Consider the following 16575-nt stretch of genomic DNA (forward strand, 5'->3'; position numbering starts at 1 on the left):
ACCTTGCTCGACCGCGTCACCTCGAATATCACCCGCCGCCAGCCATCGGTGGCCGTCATCGGCGCGGGCATGTCGGGCCTGTGCATGGCGATCACCCTGCGGCAGGCCGGAATCCGTGACATCACCATCTACGAGAAGGCCAACGAGGTCGGCGGCACCTGGCGCGACAACGTCTACCCCGGCCTCACCTGTGACATACCGTCGCACTTCTATCAATACAGCTTCGCCCCGAAAAGCGATTGGACACAACTCTTTTCGACCGGTGCCGAGATCCAGGACTATCTGCGTCGGATCACCGACCGCTTCGAATTGCGGCCGCACATCCGGTTCGGCACCGAGATCATCGAAGCGCGCTTCACCGGCGATCGCTGGCAGGTGCACACCGCCGGTGGGGCGATCGCGCACTTCGATTTCCTCATCGCCGCGACCGGTGTGCTTCGCGTGCCGCGTCTACCGAATATCACCGGACTCACCACTTTCGACGGACCCGTCCTACATTCGGCCGACTGGGATCCGTCGGCGGATCTGGCGGGCAAGCGGGTCGCGGTGATCGGCACCGGATCAAGCGGAGTACAGATCATGTGCGGCCTGGCCGATACCGCAGACCACCTAACCCTATTCCAGCGCAGCGCCAATTGGGTTCTCACACTGCCGAATCCGCGCTTCCCACGCTTGGTCACAGCCGCGCACCGGCGTTGGCCCGCGCTCGGCCGCCTCGGCTACCGCGCCGGTGCAGGGGTGCTCGGATTCTTCGCCCGCGCGGTAATCGAGCCAGGTTGGCGTCGAACGCTGCTGGACACCGCCGTGCGCGCCGATCTGCGCAGGATTCGCGACACGAGGCTGCGCCGCACGCTCACCCCCGATCATCGGCCAATGTGCCGCAGACTGATCTTCTCCGATCGTTTTCATCGAATTATCCAGCGCCCCAATGTATCCGTGATCGATACCGGCATCGATTACGTCACCTTGCGCGGCGTCGTCACCACCGACGGCACGCTGCACGAGGTCGACGCGATCGTGCTGGCCACCGGCTTCGACGCACACGCCTACCTGCGTCCGATGCGACTCATCGGCGCCAAAGGCCGCACACTCGAAACCGCTTGGCGCAACGGACCGAAGGCGCATCTGACCGTCGCGCTACCCGGATTCCCGAACTTCTTCATGCTGCTGGGACCGCACAGCCCGATCGGCAACTACTCCCTGATGGCCGTCGCCGAAACCCAGGCCAGGCACATCCTCGGCTGGATCGAACGGTGGCGCGACGAGCGGTTCGATACCGTCGCGCCCACCTATCGCGCCACCGCCGCCTACAACGCCGACCTCCGCGCCGCCCTCCCCCGAACCGTGTGGGCGACAGGATGTTCCAGCTGGTACCTCGGCCCCGACGGACTACCCGAGCTGTGGCCGTTCACACCGGCCGAACACCGCAGGCGCCTGGACGCGGTGCCGGATCCACGCGACTACGACCTGCGCCGCACCCTCCGCACTGCCCGGTCCGGCGCGCTACCGGCCATCACCAACAGCCACCCATAGCCTCACCGACTCGACGAAAGGAACGCTGATGACACAGCCGATTCCGCACTTGTCGAACGCATTTCGGATCGAGCACGACCTCCTCGGCGATGTCACCGTCCCCACCGCGGCCTACTACGGCGCACACACCGCCCGAGCGCTGACCAACTTCCGGATCAGCGGCGTACCCATCTCGGCGTATCCCCGACTCATCACCGCGCTCGCGACGGTCAAACAGGCGGCCGCCACCGCCAATCGCGATCTCGGGGTCCTCGACGGCGCCATCGCCGAGGCGATCATCCGCGCCTGCCGCGACATCCGCGACGGCGAACGACACGACCAATTCGTCGTCGACTCCATCCAGGGCGGCGCGGGCACCTCGACCAATATGAACGCCAACGAGGTGATCGCCAACCAGGCACTGGAATACCTCGGCAGAGCCAAAGGCGACTACGAGATCGTGCATCCGCTCGACCACGTCAACCTCGGGCAGAGCACCAACGACGTCTACCCCACCGCGGTGAAACTCGCCCTCGACGGTGCCATCACCGACCTTCGCATCGAAATAGCCTCGCTACGAACGGAATTCGCACACAAGGCGATCGAGTTCAACGATCTGCTCACCATCGGCCGCACACAGCTCCAGGACGCGGTCCCGATCACCCTCGGGCAGGAATTCGCCGCATACGCCGTCACCATCGCCGAGGACGAGGCGCGGCTCGACGAGGCCCGGCTGCTGCTGCACGAGCTCAACCTCGGCGGCACCGCCATCGGCACCGCGCTCAACGCCCATCCCGGCTACCGGCAGCGCGCGGTCGCCGAACTGCGCACGCTCACCGGCATCGAAACCCTCATCAGCGCACCGGATCTCATCGAGGCAACGCAGGATGCCGGTGTCTTCGTGCAACTTTCGGGAGTACTCAAGCGGGTCGCCGTCAAACTCTCCAAGCTCTGCAACGACCTGCGCCTGCTGTCCTCGGGACCACGCGCCGGATTCGGTGAAATCACCCTTCCCGCAAGGCAAGCCGGGTCGAGCATCATGCCGGGAAAGATCAACCCCGTCATCCCGGAGGTCGTCAACCAGATCGCCTTCGAGGTCATCGGTCACGATCTGACCGTGACCATGGCCGCCGAAGCCGGCCAACTCCAGCTCAACGCCTTCGAACCCATCATCGCCCGCGCCCTGTTCGACGGCATCGATCACCTCACCGCGGGCGTGCGCGCCCTCACCACCCATTGCGTCCCCGGCATCACCGCCAATATCGCCCGTCTCGCCGAACTCGTCGCCGATTCCGTCGGCATCGCCACCGGCCTCACTCCGCACATCGGCTACACCAACGCCACCGAGATCGCCTACCAAGCCCTCCAAAAGGGCTGCGGCGTAGTCGAACTCGTCCTCGAACGCGGCCTGCTCAACCCCTCCCGGCTCGACGAGATCCTCTCACCCGCCCACCTGACCGGAAAGGAGTTCACCCAATGAACACGTTCCGTTGCGGGCTGACCAGCCTCGGTGAGTGCGCCGCGGCCTCCCTCCTCGCGCTCGCCGCGGTACTCGCCAGACCCGGCACCGCCGTGTCGGACCCGCTGCCGGTGCCGTACTCGGTCGCGGCGATCGTATCGGCCACCCTTACTGCCATCCCGCCCTACACCCCGCCGGGAGCCAACGAGTGGTCCTGCATCCCACACGACCCACACCCGCGACCAATCGTGTTGGTACACGGCCTGTTCGGCAATGCGGCCAACAGTTGGCCGATGTTCGCGCCGCTACTGGCGAACGAGGGATACTGCGTCTTCACCCTGACCTACGGCGTATATCCCGGCGACACCGGCAAACTCGCCGGAGTCGGCGGACGGGCACCAATCGACCGGTCGATCGATGAACTGCGTGAATTCATCGAAAACGTCCGGCAGACAACCGGATCCGTATCGGTCGACATCCTCAGCTGGTCCGAGGGAACGGTCGTCACCGCCGGATACATTCAATTCCGCGGCGGCGCCGACGCCGTACACCGCGTGGTCGCTATGGCACCGCTGTGGAACGGCACGGCAGTCGCCGACCCGCTGCGGGCACAGCTCACCGCTATGGGCGCGCTCGGTGCGACATACCAGGTACTCGATCCGGCATGCGCCGCATGCACCGAATTGCTGAGCGGCTCCGAATTCGTCCGGCAACTGCGGGACAGCGGCGTCTACACCCCGAACGTCGGGTACACCAATATCGTCACCACCACCGACATGCAGGTGCAGCCGTACACCAGCGGCATCCGCGGCGCACCGAACGCCACCAACATCGTCTTGCAGGACATCTGCCCGGTGGACCTGTCCGGACACCTGTCGCTCGGCGTCGATCCCACCGTCGCGGGCCTCGCCCTCAGTGCCCTGGACCCGGTGGGCCACTACAGAATTCCCTGCACACCAGCACTCGCACCGCCCGGCATCTGATCCACGGGAGTTGCCATGACCGTCACGACCCATGCTGTTCACCCTGAAAGGACCTTGCGGGAAAGGATCTCGACCGATGACCGAACTTCTGTCCCGATCGTCCGGCCCGCTGTTAAGCTCATTTGGCAAATGCTCAGCAATACACGTTCTTCCGTTTCATCCCGTCTCGGCGTGGACCTATGGGACATTCAGTGTCCTATTGGCGTCCTAGCGTGATCGCGTGGAAGGGCTTCGTTTCGCCTTCACGCTGCCTCGTTGTCGCACAGAAGGGATCGAGCGTCATGCCTACCGAAACCTATCCGCGGTTCATGCCGCTGCTGTACATCGAAAGCTCTGAGGAGGCACTGGCCTTCTACACCGATGTGTTCGACTTGGAAGAGATCGTCGAACGCAGGTTCCCGTATAACCAGGCCCCCGGTGGTGAGCACCTTCGCGGACTGGCCTATTCCAAGCTGCAGTTCAAAGACGGCACCGCCATGAGCGTGGCCGAACGCCAAGAATGGGACCGGCCAGGCGACACCATCCATGTCGGTCTCAACTACGACGATCCCAAGGAGCAGAAGGCCGCGTTCGACAAACTCGCCGACGGCGGCACCGTCGTCACGGCACTGGACAAAGTGGTCTGGGACCCCAATCAGATTTACGGCATGGTCCGTGACCGTTACGGCGTCACCTGGGAAACCAACTGCTACGTGTGACCGTGGCCGACCACGAGGGGAACAACATGACGACAAAGTTCAATCCCTACGTTATTTTCTGGGGCAACGCGCGGGAGGCGATGGAGTTCTATCGGAGTGTCTTCGGTGGCACCTTGACCCTGACCACCTACGGTGAGCTCGGCCGCCAGCACCCAGACGGCGCCGACAAGATCGTCCATAGCGTCCTCGCCACCGATATCGGGTTCACGTTCATGGGCGCCGATGCCCCACCCGAGATTCCGCAAGCGTCTTCCACCAAAATCGCGCTGTTCATGAGTGGATCCGACGCGGACATACGCGGCTATTGGAAACAGCTGTCCGACGGCGGCACCGTGTTGGATCCCCTGGCAAAACAGGATTGGGGCAACGAAAAGGGAGCGTGCATGGACAGCTTCGGCACCACCTGGCTGGTTGAGATCGTCGAGCCGCGGTCCTGAGCCTTTCATAGACACGACATCCCAGCACAAGGCCGGGCAGCAGCTACTCATTCGAAGGCACAGCCCGGATTCGGCGCATCCTCGGCCAGCGGGCTACCGGCGGGCAGCACATAGAGGACTTCCAACACCAGTGGCTCACTGCCCAGGTTGCGACCGAGGTGGACGTAGCCGGGCCCGCCGGCCTCCACGACGATCGAACCGGGCGAATAGATTCCATCTACGGCGCAGCTGGAGTTGTAATGGGTCAGCGTGCCGTCGCGTACCACGCCGTAGATCGTGGCGTCGTGGAAGTGCCAGCCGGTCGAACCGCCCGGCGCGAGAGTGATCTCGCGCAAGACGTAATCCCAGCCACCAATCGTGGTGCGCGCCAAGCTGTTTCCCGTGACTCCCACCGCGGGCGTTGCCAGCGCCGGAGCCGATGTCACGGCGAGAGCCGCAGGCACAACGAAACCCGCGACGACCTTGGCGATCAAACTTCTCATCGTCGAACCACCTTTCTCGTCCCGAGTGGTGATCTAGGGCGTCGGCCCGAGCCGACATCCGGTTGTCAGGCCACGAAGCGGCTGGGCAGGGCGACTCTGACCGTCGCGTGCGCGTAGGTGGTGCCGTCCAGTGTCCGGGAAACCACCTCGAGGTCCACGACGCGGTGCTCGTTGTCGGTGAGCTTGTTCGTTACCTGGGCCGTCGTTCGGCTGACCTCGCCGAGCAGCAGGGGCGAACGCAACTGGGTGTCGGCTTGCACAACGAATCCGAAGTCGGACATCCAGTTGGTCACCGGATGCAGCAGCATCATTTCCATGTGCGTGCCGAAGGCCAGCGCGTACGGCATGCCCGACTGTTGGGCGATGGTGTCCTGGAGGTGCCAGTCGATGGGATGGTGGGGATGTCCGGTGTCGGGGTCGCCGGGGCGGCGGCCGAGATCGGGTGCGATCTCCTGCCATTTTGCGGCGAATCCCGAGCACAGACCCAATGCGCCGGCGAACGCGGCGGCGTCCGATACGTCGTAGGGTCCTTTCAGGATGGCGGGGATGGACTCGCCGATGTCGACGTCTTCCCAGTATCGGGGGTGCGCTCCCCTGCGGGCTTCGCCGGAAAGCTCACGTTCGTAGTCGCGGCGGATGGCGTCGAGTTCGTCCGATGTGTACTTGCGCCGTCGGCGGCCGGAGAAATCGGGGCCACCTGTCGCGGCGGCCGCGGGATCGGGACGCGCCGCGGTGGCGACTTGCCGACCTGTCACCGTGCAGACGGTGCGGCCGTGTTGGTTGCGGTAGGAGCGTTCAGAAGTCTGTACGAACAGACGGTACGATTTTCCGGGCCGCGTCTTCTCCTCGATGCCGTGCCAGGTGTCTTCGGCGGTCAACGTGTCGCCCGGCCGGAATGGCTCGAAGTAGCGGCGAAAGGCCCCGGCCTGCATGGCATTCCACCCGGGAACCTGTGGCGGCTTCGGTTTCGAGGGCGATTCCCCGAAGCACGCTTCGAAGACCGGAGGTGCGATCACCGAACCCCACGGAGATGCCGCGGCATACCGCGGGTCGCTCCATAGGGGGTTCATATCCCCATCGGCCCGGGCGAACTGTCGGATAAGCTCCTCCGTCACCCGAGTGCGAACCAGCGGAAACGAATACGGACCCTCGGTGAAAAGAGGCGCGGGCGCCGACCGTCCCCGGTGGGCGTTGAGGTCGGATACGAAGCTTTCGATCCGGCTTTCCCAGGTGGCGAGATCGAACGGGCGGTCGGTCATCGACGCCTCCTCTCGGGTGATCGTCGATCGTCGTGGGTGTTCCACCAGCGCCCGAGCAGAGCCTCGGTGGTGAACCCGGGGCCGAAGGCGACCATGAGGCCGGGAGCGTGCCGGACCGGACGGTAGATGTCGTGATGTCGGCGGAGTACGTCGAAGACGCTGACGCTGGCGGTATTGCCGATCTCGCGCATGCTGTCCCGGCTGGGCTCGAGGGTGCCGGGTATCAGTCCGAGTCCGTGTTCGACGGTATCCATGATGCGGGGCCCGCCGGTGTGGGAGATACAGAATCCCAGTTGATCACCGGATATGCCGTGCTCATGGAGAAAGGCTCGCAGGTGGGGGATGGCCTGTGTGGCGGTGCGGCGGACACGGGGGTCGGTCCGGAAGTGCAGGCCGTTCTCGGAGGTTTGTCCGGCGATCACCTCCTGCGTCCCGGGCAGCAGCCATTGCCGACTGTCCACGATCTGGAATCCCGGAGTGGCCGGGGCGCGGCCGCGGACCACGGTGGCCGCGGCGGCGTCGCCGAAGATCCCGTTGGAGATGAAGTCGCTCAGCGAGTGGTGGGCGGGTTGACAGTTCAGCGAGCTGAGCTCGACGGCGACGGTGAGGACCGTGGCGTCTGGGTGGGCCTGTAGGAAATGGAAGGCTTCGGCCAGGGCGGCGGCTCCGGCCGCGCATCCGAGTTGCTGGATCGGGAGGCGTCGCACGTCCGGGCGGCATCCAAGTTCCTGGGCGATATATGCGTCGGGGCCGGGCAGCATATACCCGGTGCTGGATACCACGATCAGGTAATCGATCTCCTGGGCGGTGATCTCGGCGGCGGCCAGCGCCTGGCGGGCAGCCTCGGCGCCCAGCCGGACCGCCTCGACCGCGTAGCGGGCGTTACGGGCGCCGAAGGGTTCGGCCAGCAGTCGCTCGAGCGGCACCACGAAATGGCGCGTCCGGACACCGGAGTGGCGCATCAGGTCCACACCGCGGTCCAGATCCGGGACTCCGGCGAAGTGCTCGCTCAGGATGGAGATGATCTCCTCTTGCTTGACGACGTGATCGGGTAGCACGACCGACGGGCGGTGCACCACAACCGGAATCGCGGGACGCGGCATGGTCATAGCTACCCCTTTCGTCAACTCTGGTGGGCGCCGGTCATGAGGGCGGCCAGGTCCTCGGGCGCGATCCAGGAGGGCGGGGGCGGCGGACCCCAGGCGTACATGCTGGTGGCCGCGTCGAAGGTGTCGGGTGTCCAGAGTTGGTCGTCGATGATGCTGTCCATGTCGGAGTAGTACTCGGTGAAATTGCCCGCGGGGTCTCGCAGGTACCAGAAGAAGTTGGATCCGATGAGGTGGCGTCCGAGCCCCCAGATGTGCCGTTCGGGGTGCTCGGCCAGCATGGCGGTGGCGCCGCGACCTACCTCGTCGACGTCGTCGACCTGCCAGGACGTGTGGTGGAGGAATGCGACCGGTGCGGCTTGGACGAGCAGGTTGTGGTGGTCGGTGGAGCAGCGCAGGAACGCGCCGGCGTCCTTGATCAGATCACTGGTCAGGAAGCCGAGACCGTCGCGGAAGAAGCCGATGGTGGTGTCGAGGTCGGGGGTGCCGAGGACGGCGTGGCCGAGTTTGCGAGGCCGGACCGGGCTCGAGCGCAACACACCGGGGGCGCGGGTACCGACTCGCTCCAGCCGACCCGGCCCGTTGTAGGGAGTGGGCGGGACGGGTCGTTGGTCCAGCCGGGGTAGAACTTCCAGAACCGCCCGCGTTCCCGTGACCGGCTCGACGGCGGTGAGGGTCGCGGCGTCGAGGTGACACGGCACGGCGAGGCGGGCCAGGCGGGCCGCCTCCGAATGCAGGTCGTCGGCGGAATCGACGCCGACGCGCAGTTCCACCAGCCGCCGCCGGGGCGCCGGGATCAGCCGCAGTTGGCGGCCGCCGTCGCGGGTGTGGAACCAGCCGCCCGCCGCGGGCGTCAAACCGAAATCGGTGTAATAGTCGGCGGTTTCGGTGATATTGGGAACCCCGATGGTGACGGAGCTCAGCTGATGTAATGCCATGGCGCCTCCTCGTCGAGTGGATTCAGCAGGAAACGAAGTGCTGGTACAGCTCTCCGATGCCCTCGATGTGGCTGACGAGTTCGTCTCCGGGGGCCAGCCAGCGCTGCGGTTCGCGGCCGAGTCCGACGCCGGCCGGTGTGCCGGTGAACAACAGATCTCCGGGTAACAGAGGCAGCCGCGCCGAGAGCCGAGCGATCAGTGTCGGCACGGAGAAGATCATGTCGCTCGTGCGGGCCTGCTGGACCCGTTCACCGTTGAGGATGGCCCAGATCCCGAGGTCTCCCGGGTTGTCGAATTCGTCGGGGGTAACCAGCCACGGCCCGGTGGGCGTGAAACCGGGCAGGGATTTGCCGAGGCTGAATTGTGGTACCGGACCGGCGAGTTGCGAGATTCGCTCGGAGATGTCTTGTCCCACCATCACTCCGGCGATGTGGTCCCAGGCTTCGGTCTCGGTGACATTGCGGCAGCGGGCGCCGATGACCACGACCAGTTCCGTCTCCCAGTCGGTGTGACCACCCGAGGGCAGCACGACATCGGTCACCGGGCCGGTGATGCTCGTGACGAATTTGGTGAACACCGGGGGCAGTCCCTCGGGGACGGGCAGTCCCGATTCCGCCGCGTGGTCTCGGTAGTTCAGGCCGACGGCGAAGACCTGCCGCGGCGTGGGCACCGGTGCACCCAATGCGGTTGCCGGAAACGGAGTTCCCTTGGGAAGTTCGGCCGAGGCGGCCCACTCCCGGAAGGCCGCCCAGTCCTCATAGACGGCCTGGGGATCCGCGCTGAAGCGGCCCATGCTGGCGTGCTGGACATCCACTGCCCCGCCTTCGACGAGGAGAACCAGTCGCCGGTGCAGGTTCGCGATCCGCATTGCATCCTCCCTACGTCGTCATGACAGGTCGGGAACAACACGAATCAAATTAGCTTCCGAGAGAGATTCTTACAAGAAAGCTGCATTGAAAGATACTGTGATCCGCATCGCTCCCGAGACCGAAACGGCGAAGGACTTCGCGCGTCGAAACGCCCGGTTCTCAGGGTTGATCGGCGAGCGCGGTTCGCAGACCGCGCAGGGTGCGCTCCAGGTCGCGGGCCTGGTTGGCCGTGAGATTGTCGACAAGGTAGCGGTGCAGGTCTGGGACATGCACCGCGAGCCCCTTTCGCAGGGCCGCGAGGCCGGCATCGGTGATCGCGATCAGGGTCGCGCGGCGATCGGAGGGATCGGGGCGGCGTTCGACGAGTCCCGCCCGCTCGATGCGGTCGACCAGCTTGGTGGTGCCGCCGGAGCTGAACGAGGTCATGCTTGCCAGTTCGGTCGGCCGCAACTGCTGCTCGGGCGAGCGGGCGAGCCGCAGCAGGACCTCGAACCAGATTCCCGACAGTCCGGTCACCTTGGTGATATTGCCGTCGAGCCGGCGTTGCAGCTCGGCTTGCACCTCCAGCAGCAGACCCCACAGCGTGACGGCGTCATCGACCTCGAGTTCTTTGCCCACGCTCACATTCTGCATCAATCTTCCGGGAAAGCATCTTTGGAAGATGTATCGTCCTGGGCAGATAACGGTGACCATGCGGCCCGCCCGTTTCAGGACTGGGTGAGCCAGTGTTGGAGCGCCCACCATTGCCGGGTGGTGTCGGCGACGGTGGCGTGGTCGGCTCCGGTCAGGGCGTGGCCGGTGAGTTCGGTGAACCTCCGAAGCCGGTATTTGACGGTGTTGGTGTGGATGTGAAGCGCGGCGGCGGCGGGTTCGATCCGGCCGCGGTGGTCGAGGTAGGCCCGTGCGGTCTCGGCGAGATCGCGATGGAAGGAGTCGCCGGGGTCGAGATTGCCGAGTAGGTGCGCGGCGAGGATCGCGCCCAATTCCGGTTCGGCGTGGGTCGCGGTGAGTAGGGCGAGATCGGTGAGCCGGTGCAGTCCGGCCAGCCCCGCCGCATGGCCCGCCTGCAATGCCCGGCGGGCAAGCGGGTAGAGCGCGGCCACCTCTGCGGGCCTGGCCGCGGGAGTGGCGACGAGCAGTGGCCGGTTATGGTCGAGCGCTGGTAGCCGGGCCACCAGTGCGGCCAGCCGCCCGTCGACCAGCCCGCACAGACCCGGACCGGTTGCGGTCAGCGCGGTAGTCAGCTGCTGAGCGAGGGTCGGATCGCTGATGTCGCTGACCACGCAGTGGTAGACCGCCGACGCGGTGAGGGGTGCGCATGAGGTGGTCTGCTCGCCGTGCAAAAGCTGTCGTAGCGTTTGCGTTTCGCGGTCGGTTCGGGTGCGCGCCATACCCAGCTCGGTCTCGCGGTGGGCGTGCACGGTGCGATGCAATACCTCGGTGCTGATCCGGTCGAGGTGCACGACGGTATCGAGCACCGCCTGCAGGGGTACCGCCAGCTGCTGCCCCTGGTCGATGATCATCTCGATCAGCGACGAGCGCCCGGCCTGCACCCCGTCGAGCAGTGCCTCCACCGGCACGCCCTGCCGGGCACGCTCCGAGCCCAGGCGCTCGGCCGCGGCCAGGACCTGCCCGCTCGGCGCGCTGTCGGCGGTGACGATACCGTCCACCAAAACCTCGGCGTGCCTGCGAACTTCATCCTCCGGCAGCGCGGCCACCGCCGCCGAGGACGCACGAGAGGCCCGCACCACGGCCTGGACGATGACATGGGCCACGGCCGGGTCGCGGGTGCGTTCGATCAGTCGGATCCGGGCGCGGTCGATGTCCGGCTCTTCCATGGTCACTCCCGTCAGCCACTGTCGATTTCGGACAACCAACGGCATCACCGCTGTCCCGAAGCAGCCTAGATGAGCGCCCGTCGCACGTGTTTCAGTTGCTCATCGCTGAAACAGCTGGTGGACAAGGAGTTTCGATGTCGGAAACCGACAGTTCCGCGCCTACCCACACCGGCATCGTGTCGAACGGCACAGTCGGGCACCGGGCGCCCGTTGCGGATCGGATTTCCGCGAAGACGACGACTCCGCTGCTGACACCGAATCCGGATCATGTGCGGGCGTCGGAGGGGACCGCCCGACCCCGCAGCCGGTGTGAACGAACTGTCGTCACTTGTCTTCCGGAGGGAAAACATGCCCAATGTCGCTGATCGGTTCCGGCAACATGCCGCGAGCCGTCCCGACGGTATCGCCGTGCGTACCGCGTCCGAGTGCATCACCTATGGTGAGCTGGCTCGCCGCAGTGCCGCGTACGGCGGCATGCTGCGTGATGCGGCGGTCGGCGTCGGTGATCGGGTGCTGCTGGTGGCGCCGACGGTTCCCGAATTCGTTGTCGCATATCTGGGTGTCCAGCTCATCGGCGCGATCGCCATCACGGTGAACACGATGGCGACCGCACCCGAAATCGGTTACGTGCTCGATGATTCCGGCGCCCGGATGGTCGTCGCCTGGCACGACGCGCAGGACGCGGCCCAACGCGCCGCCGCCGAGCGGAGCCTTCCCGTCCGTGTCCTCACACCGGGCACGGATGCCGAGCGGCCGATGATCGAACCTGTATCGCGACACAGCACCGACACGGCGGTACTGCTCTATACCTCCGGCACCACCGGCAAACCCAAAGGCGTCGAGCTCACTGTCGGCAACCTGCTCGAGTCGGCGCGAGTTTTCGCGGATTTGTTCGAGCTCACTCCCGAGCAGCGATTCGGCACCGGGTTACCGCTGTTCCATGTATTCGGTCAGACCGCGTGCCTGCTGCCCGTCCTGCATGCGGGCTGCTCGCTGTCGGTGTTGTCGCCGTTCGATCCGCGCGCACTCGTCGATATGATCCGCGCGCACCGGCTCACCGTCGTCGCCGGCGTACCGACGATGTGGAATGCCTTGCTGCACAACACTGATGGCTACGGACGCAACGAATTCGCCAGCCTGAGACTGGCATTGTCGGGCGGTGCCGCCTTGCCCGGTGAGGTGATCCACGCTTTCTCGAAACGCTTCGGCTGCACCATCATCGAAGGTTACGGACTCACCGAATCGGCCTCCGTGGCCACATTCAACCGGCCCGATGACGAGCAGCGGGTGGGATCGGTCGGCCCGGCGCTGCCGGGGACAGCGGTAGAGATTCGCGACCCGGACGGCGCGGCGCTCCCGGCCGAGGCGGTCGGTGAGGTCTTTCTGAGCGGGCCCACCGTCATGAAGGGCTATTGGAATCGCCCCGAAGCCACCGCCGACATCCTGGCCGACGGCTGGTTGCGGACCGGGGATCTGGGTCGGCTCGATGTCGACGGACATCTCCACATCGTCGGCCGCGCAAAGGATCTCATCATCCGCGGCGGATACAACGTGTACCCGACGGAAGTCGAGGAGGTGCTCTACCGGCATCCCGACATCGTCGAGGTGGCGGTCATCGGGGTGCCGCACGACCACTACGGCGAGGAGGTGGCCGCCGTTGTCGCCACCGCACCGGGGGTACACCTCGATCCAGAAGCGTTGCGGGCGTGGGCGAAACAGCAATTGTCCGCCTACAAGGTGCCGCACCGTTTCGCCTTCGTCGACGAACTCCCCAAGGGCGCCACCGGGAAGATTCTCAAACGTGCCATCGATCGGGAGCAGTTGTTCCGCGAGGGGACCTGAAAGATGTTGCGCACCACTCGAATCGCCGTTTTACTACTGTTCGCGGCGTGGACCGTCGATTACGTCGACCGGATCGTGATCAATTACGCGCTCGCGCCGATCGGACATGATCTCCGGCTGAACCACGCCCAGCAGGGTTTGGTTGTCTCGATGTTCTTCCTGGCCTACGCGGCGATGCAGTTGCCGGGCGGACTGCTCGCCGACCGGTACGGCGCGCTGACGATGGGCACGATCGGACTGATCGGATGGTCGATCTTCACCGGCCTGACCGCACTGGCATGGTCGTTCTCCGCGCTGCTCGCGATGCGCTTCCTGTTCGGTCTGGTGCAGGGCGTATTCCCCGCCGCCGCCTACAAGGCGATAGCCGAGCGCAGCGTGCCCGAACAACGAACCTCCGCCAGCGGCTGGATCAACTCCGCCAACGCCGTCGGCATGCTGCTCGCGGCGGTGATCGCCGGGACCGTGCTGCCGGCCTGGGGGTGGCGGGCCATGTTCGCGGTCATCTCGACGCTAGGGCTGCTGATGACGCTGGCCTGGCGCCGATGGATGCCGCAACCATTGCCCCACAACGATATCGGCGCCGCACAACGGCCGTCCGACCACCGAGCGGCGCGATCGATCCGACGCTCCCCCGCGCTCATCGGCTTCGCCCTGATGTACTTCGGCTTCAACGCGCTGATGTGGGGCCTCAGCGCATGGATCCCGACCTACCTCAGCGAGGAGCGCGGCCTGACGCTGAGCCGGATCGCGTTGACCGTGCTCCCGTCGACGGCACTCGGAGCGGTCGGCGTGGTCGTCGGCGCCCGGCTCTCGGATCGGCTGGGTGGTCGGCCGCGACTGATCGTGGTGCCCGCGATGACGGTCGTCGCGGCACTGCTGTTCGTCCTGCCGCGTACCGGGTCCACCGTCGTATTCGGGGTGGTCGCGGCGGCGCTCACCGCAGTGGCCGGGCTGTGTTACATGCCCGCGTTCTCGGTCGTGCTGCGCGCACTCCCGAGCACACTCATCGGATCAGCATCGGCCGTGATCCTGTTCGGTGGCCAATTGGCCGGCGTAGTCGCCCCGGCCGTGTTCGGAGTGATCATCGACCGCGCCTCCTACACAACGGCATTCGAAGCGCTGGTGATTGCCGCGTTGATGACCGTCATCGCCGCGGTCTGCGTTCCACAGACCGCGCGGGCGTTCCGCGCGGCCGTCCCCGCGCCGGAGGAGACATTTCACCGAGGTCCGGGTGACGAGTTGGCCGGATCGCTGGACCAGGAGTTCCGATAGATGACCCAGATGGCACGGGCGGTGTCGTCGGGGTCGGGCGTCGGCTCGGTGTGGATATAGCCGTGAACGACGCCGATCAGGGCACCGGCGACATAGTCGGCGAATATCCGGTGCGGCACCTCGGCGAGGGCGCCGGGCTTGGCGATGGTGTCGTGGAGGGCTTCGGTGAGGCGGCCGCGCAGGACGTCGGCGAAGCGGGCGCTGCCCTGTGGGCCGAGCATCCGCCGATACAACTCGATCCGGGAGTGGATGTGCCGGAACAGCATTCGCACGGCTTCGGGCGGCTCGTCGGTGGTATGGGCGACGCCGATCGCGGCCCGAGCGGCTCCGGTGATCTCGTCCAGGGTGTCGCCGAGCGCGGCGATCAGCAGATCGTCGCGGTCTCGGTAGTGGTCGTAGAAGGTCACCCGACTGACCTCGGCGCGCTCGGTGATGTCGGTGATCGAGATGGCGTCGAGGTCCTTCTCCTGCGCCAGATCCAGGATCGCCTCGGCCAGCAGCCGACGGGTGCGCACGATGCGCCGGTCCAGTGACATCGATCTCCGCCCTTCACATTCAACGACAGGTGTTGGCTATTCTACAGCTGTCGTTAAACGACACATGTCGTCTATTGAGGAGAACCCGATGAAGCCAACCGAATCAGCGACCGATCGGGACGTCACAGGCACGCCGGACATGTCACCTGCCGAGGGTCGGAATCGGTGGCCGCGCGGCCGCTGGGGCCGCCGACTGCTGGCCGGTGTGACCGGGATATGGGCCGTGATCGTCGTGCTCGCGGTGGCGGTCGTGGTATCGCCCACCCTGCCCAACCACATGACCTGGGTGTTGTCGGTGCTGGTCACCTCGTTCTCGCTGTATTTGGTGATCCCCGCGCTCATCGGAGTGGTGCTGGCACTGCTCGTGCGGCGGATGCGGTGGCGCAGGACGACCGCGGGTGTGGCGCTGATCAGCGTCCTGGCGTTGGCCGGTGCGGTCGTGCCGTGGGTCAGCGCTGCGCAGGTGGCCGCCGCCAACCAGGTCCCGTTATCGCTGTCGGCCTACTTCGGCTCCGGTCCCGCGACGAAGCCGCCGACGGCCACCGAGGTGTATGCCACAGTGGACGATCAACCGCTGCGCCTGGACGTGCGCAAGCCCGACAAACCCGCGCCAGGTGCGCCCGCGCTGGTGTTCGTGCACGGCGGCTCCTGGATGCATGGGGGACGCAATCAGGCTCCGGAGCAGATCCAGTGGTTCGTCGACCGCGGATACACGGTGTTCGACATCGAATACCGGTTGTCGCCGTCACCGCTGTGGATCAAGCAGACCTCCGATGTGAAGTGCGCGATCGGCTGGGTCGCCCAACACGCCGACCGCTACGCCATCGACCCGAACAACATCACCGTCGCCGGGCTCTCCGCCGGGGCGAACCTGTCGCTGCTGGCCGCCTATACCGTCGGCACCGGGAAGTTCCCGCCGTCGTGCCAGGTCGCGGAACATCCTGTGCGCGCGGTGATTTCGTTCTACGGTCCGACCGACACCGGCCGCTTGATGGTCGACAGCGGCATGCCGTCCGTCGCCGGCCCGACAGAGTCCGCCGTGTTCGGTGGCGCCCCGGCCGCAACACCTCAGGCATACCTCGCGACCTCCCCGCTCACCTATGTGCGACCCGGCCTGCCCCCCACCCTGCAACTACAAGGCGCCAGCGATCACGTTGTGCCCCACGGCCAGGCCACCGCGCTCGACGAACGGCTCACCGCCGTCGGCGTACCCCACCACACGGTCCTGCTGCCCTACGCCGAACACGCCTACAACCTTCACCTCGGCAGTTGGCCCGGCCAGATCAGCAATGGGGTCCTCGACCAGTTCCTGACCGCCCACACCCGTTGAACCCCACCGCTATC

Annotated in this window: 16 protein-coding genes; 8 read left to right on the top strand and 8 right to left on the bottom strand. The window is 66.0% G+C overall.

The window, feature by feature from the left end; translation table 11 throughout:
• The first annotated feature begins 27 nt into the window (after nt 1-27).
• From F5544_RS32045 to F5544_RS32065, 5 genes are all read left to right on the top strand, one after another.
• Complete coding sequence (locus F5544_RS32045; protein WP_167479612.1) at nt 28-1533, top strand: flavin-containing monooxygenase; 1506 nt, start codon at nt 28-30, stop codon at nt 1531-1533.
• Nucleotides 1534-1561: 28 nt separating this feature from the next.
• Entirely contained in the window at nt 1562-2992 is a 1431-nt protein-coding gene (locus F5544_RS32050; protein ID WP_167476643.1) for an aspartate ammonia-lyase, read from the top strand.
• Nucleotides 2989-3954, top strand: coding sequence for an esterase/lipase family protein (locus tag F5544_RS32055; protein WP_167476644.1), 966 nt, complete (start codon nt 2989-2991; stop codon nt 3952-3954). Before F5544_RS32050 ends, F5544_RS32055 begins: the two co-directional genes overlap by 4 nt.
• A gap of 281 nt (nt 3955-4235) precedes the next feature.
• Entirely contained in the window at nt 4236-4652 is a 417-nt protein-coding gene (locus tag F5544_RS32060; protein WP_167476645.1) for a VOC family protein, read from the top strand.
• A 26-nt stretch (nt 4653-4678) separates the two neighbouring features.
• The gene (locus F5544_RS32065; protein WP_167476646.1) at nt 4679-5089 is read left to right on the top strand and encodes a VOC family protein; all 411 of its coding nucleotides are present in this window, start codon (nt 4679-4681) and stop codon (nt 5087-5089) included.
• 47 nt (nt 5090-5136) lie between these two features.
• On the opposite strand, the gene F5544_RS32070 is transcribed toward F5544_RS32065, so the two are convergent.
• From F5544_RS32070 to F5544_RS32100, 7 genes are all read right to left on the bottom strand, one after another.
• Nucleotides 5137-5571 (bottom strand): cupin, encoded by a 435-nt coding sequence (locus tag F5544_RS32070; protein WP_167476647.1) that lies wholly within the window; start codon nt 5569-5571, stop codon nt 5137-5139.
• Between the two features lie 65 nt (nt 5572-5636).
• Nucleotides 5637-6830 (bottom strand): FAS1-like dehydratase domain-containing protein, encoded by a 1194-nt coding sequence (locus tag F5544_RS32075; RefSeq protein ID WP_167476648.1) that lies wholly within the window; start codon nt 6828-6830, stop codon nt 5637-5639.
• Complete coding sequence (locus F5544_RS32080) at nt 6827-7939, bottom strand: type III polyketide synthase (RefSeq protein WP_167476649.1); 1113 nt, start codon at nt 7937-7939, stop codon at nt 6827-6829. The genes F5544_RS32075 and F5544_RS32080 overlap by 4 nt, the downstream gene beginning before the upstream one ends.
• Before the next feature lie 14 nt (nt 7940-7953).
• Nucleotides 7954-8874, bottom strand: a complete 921-nt coding sequence (locus tag F5544_RS32085) for a VOC family protein (RefSeq protein ID WP_167476650.1) — start codon at nt 8872-8874, stop codon at nt 7954-7956.
• A gap of 22 nt (nt 8875-8896) precedes the next feature.
• Nucleotides 8897-9742, bottom strand: coding sequence for a fumarylacetoacetate hydrolase family protein (locus F5544_RS32090; RefSeq protein WP_167476651.1), 846 nt, complete (start codon nt 9740-9742; stop codon nt 8897-8899).
• A gap of 160 nt (nt 9743-9902) precedes the next feature.
• The gene (locus tag F5544_RS32095; RefSeq protein ID WP_167476652.1) at nt 9903-10361 is read right to left on the bottom strand and encodes a MarR family winged helix-turn-helix transcriptional regulator; all 459 of its coding nucleotides are present in this window, start codon (nt 10359-10361) and stop codon (nt 9903-9905) included.
• A gap of 89 nt (nt 10362-10450) precedes the next feature.
• Nucleotides 10451-11581, bottom strand: coding sequence for a PucR family transcriptional regulator (locus F5544_RS32100; protein WP_167476653.1), 1131 nt, complete (start codon nt 11579-11581; stop codon nt 10451-10453).
• A gap of 348 nt (nt 11582-11929) precedes the next feature.
• Here F5544_RS32100 and F5544_RS32105 point away from each other — a divergent pair, with 348 nt between their 5' ends.
• Nucleotides 11930-13423, top strand: a complete 1494-nt coding sequence (locus F5544_RS32105) for a long-chain-fatty-acid--CoA ligase (RefSeq protein WP_167476654.1) — start codon at nt 11930-11932, stop codon at nt 13421-13423.
• 3 nt (nt 13424-13426) lie between these two features.
• Nucleotides 13427-14695, top strand: a complete 1269-nt coding sequence (locus F5544_RS32110; protein WP_167476655.1) for an MFS transporter — start codon at nt 13427-13429, stop codon at nt 14693-14695.
• Here F5544_RS32110 and F5544_RS32115 read toward each other — a convergent pair.
• Nucleotides 14641-15231: a TetR/AcrR family transcriptional regulator gene (locus tag F5544_RS32115; RefSeq protein WP_167476656.1), complete on the bottom strand. Its 591-nt coding sequence runs from the start codon at nt 15229-15231 to the stop codon at nt 14641-14643. The two genes, F5544_RS32110 and F5544_RS32115, sit on opposite strands and share 55 nt — an antisense overlap.
• Before the next feature lie 88 nt (nt 15232-15319).
• Between F5544_RS32115 and F5544_RS32120 the strand changes: the two genes are divergently transcribed.
• Nucleotides 15320-16561: an alpha/beta hydrolase gene (locus F5544_RS32120; RefSeq protein ID WP_167476657.1), complete on the top strand. Its 1242-nt coding sequence runs from the start codon at nt 15320-15322 to the stop codon at nt 16559-16561.
• Nucleotides 16562-16575: the final 14 nt, after the last annotated feature.

This window comes from Nocardia arthritidis (genome assembly GCF_011801145.1).
Taxonomy (GTDB): domain Bacteria; phylum Actinomycetota; class Actinomycetes; order Mycobacteriales; family Mycobacteriaceae; genus Nocardia; species Nocardia arthritidis_A.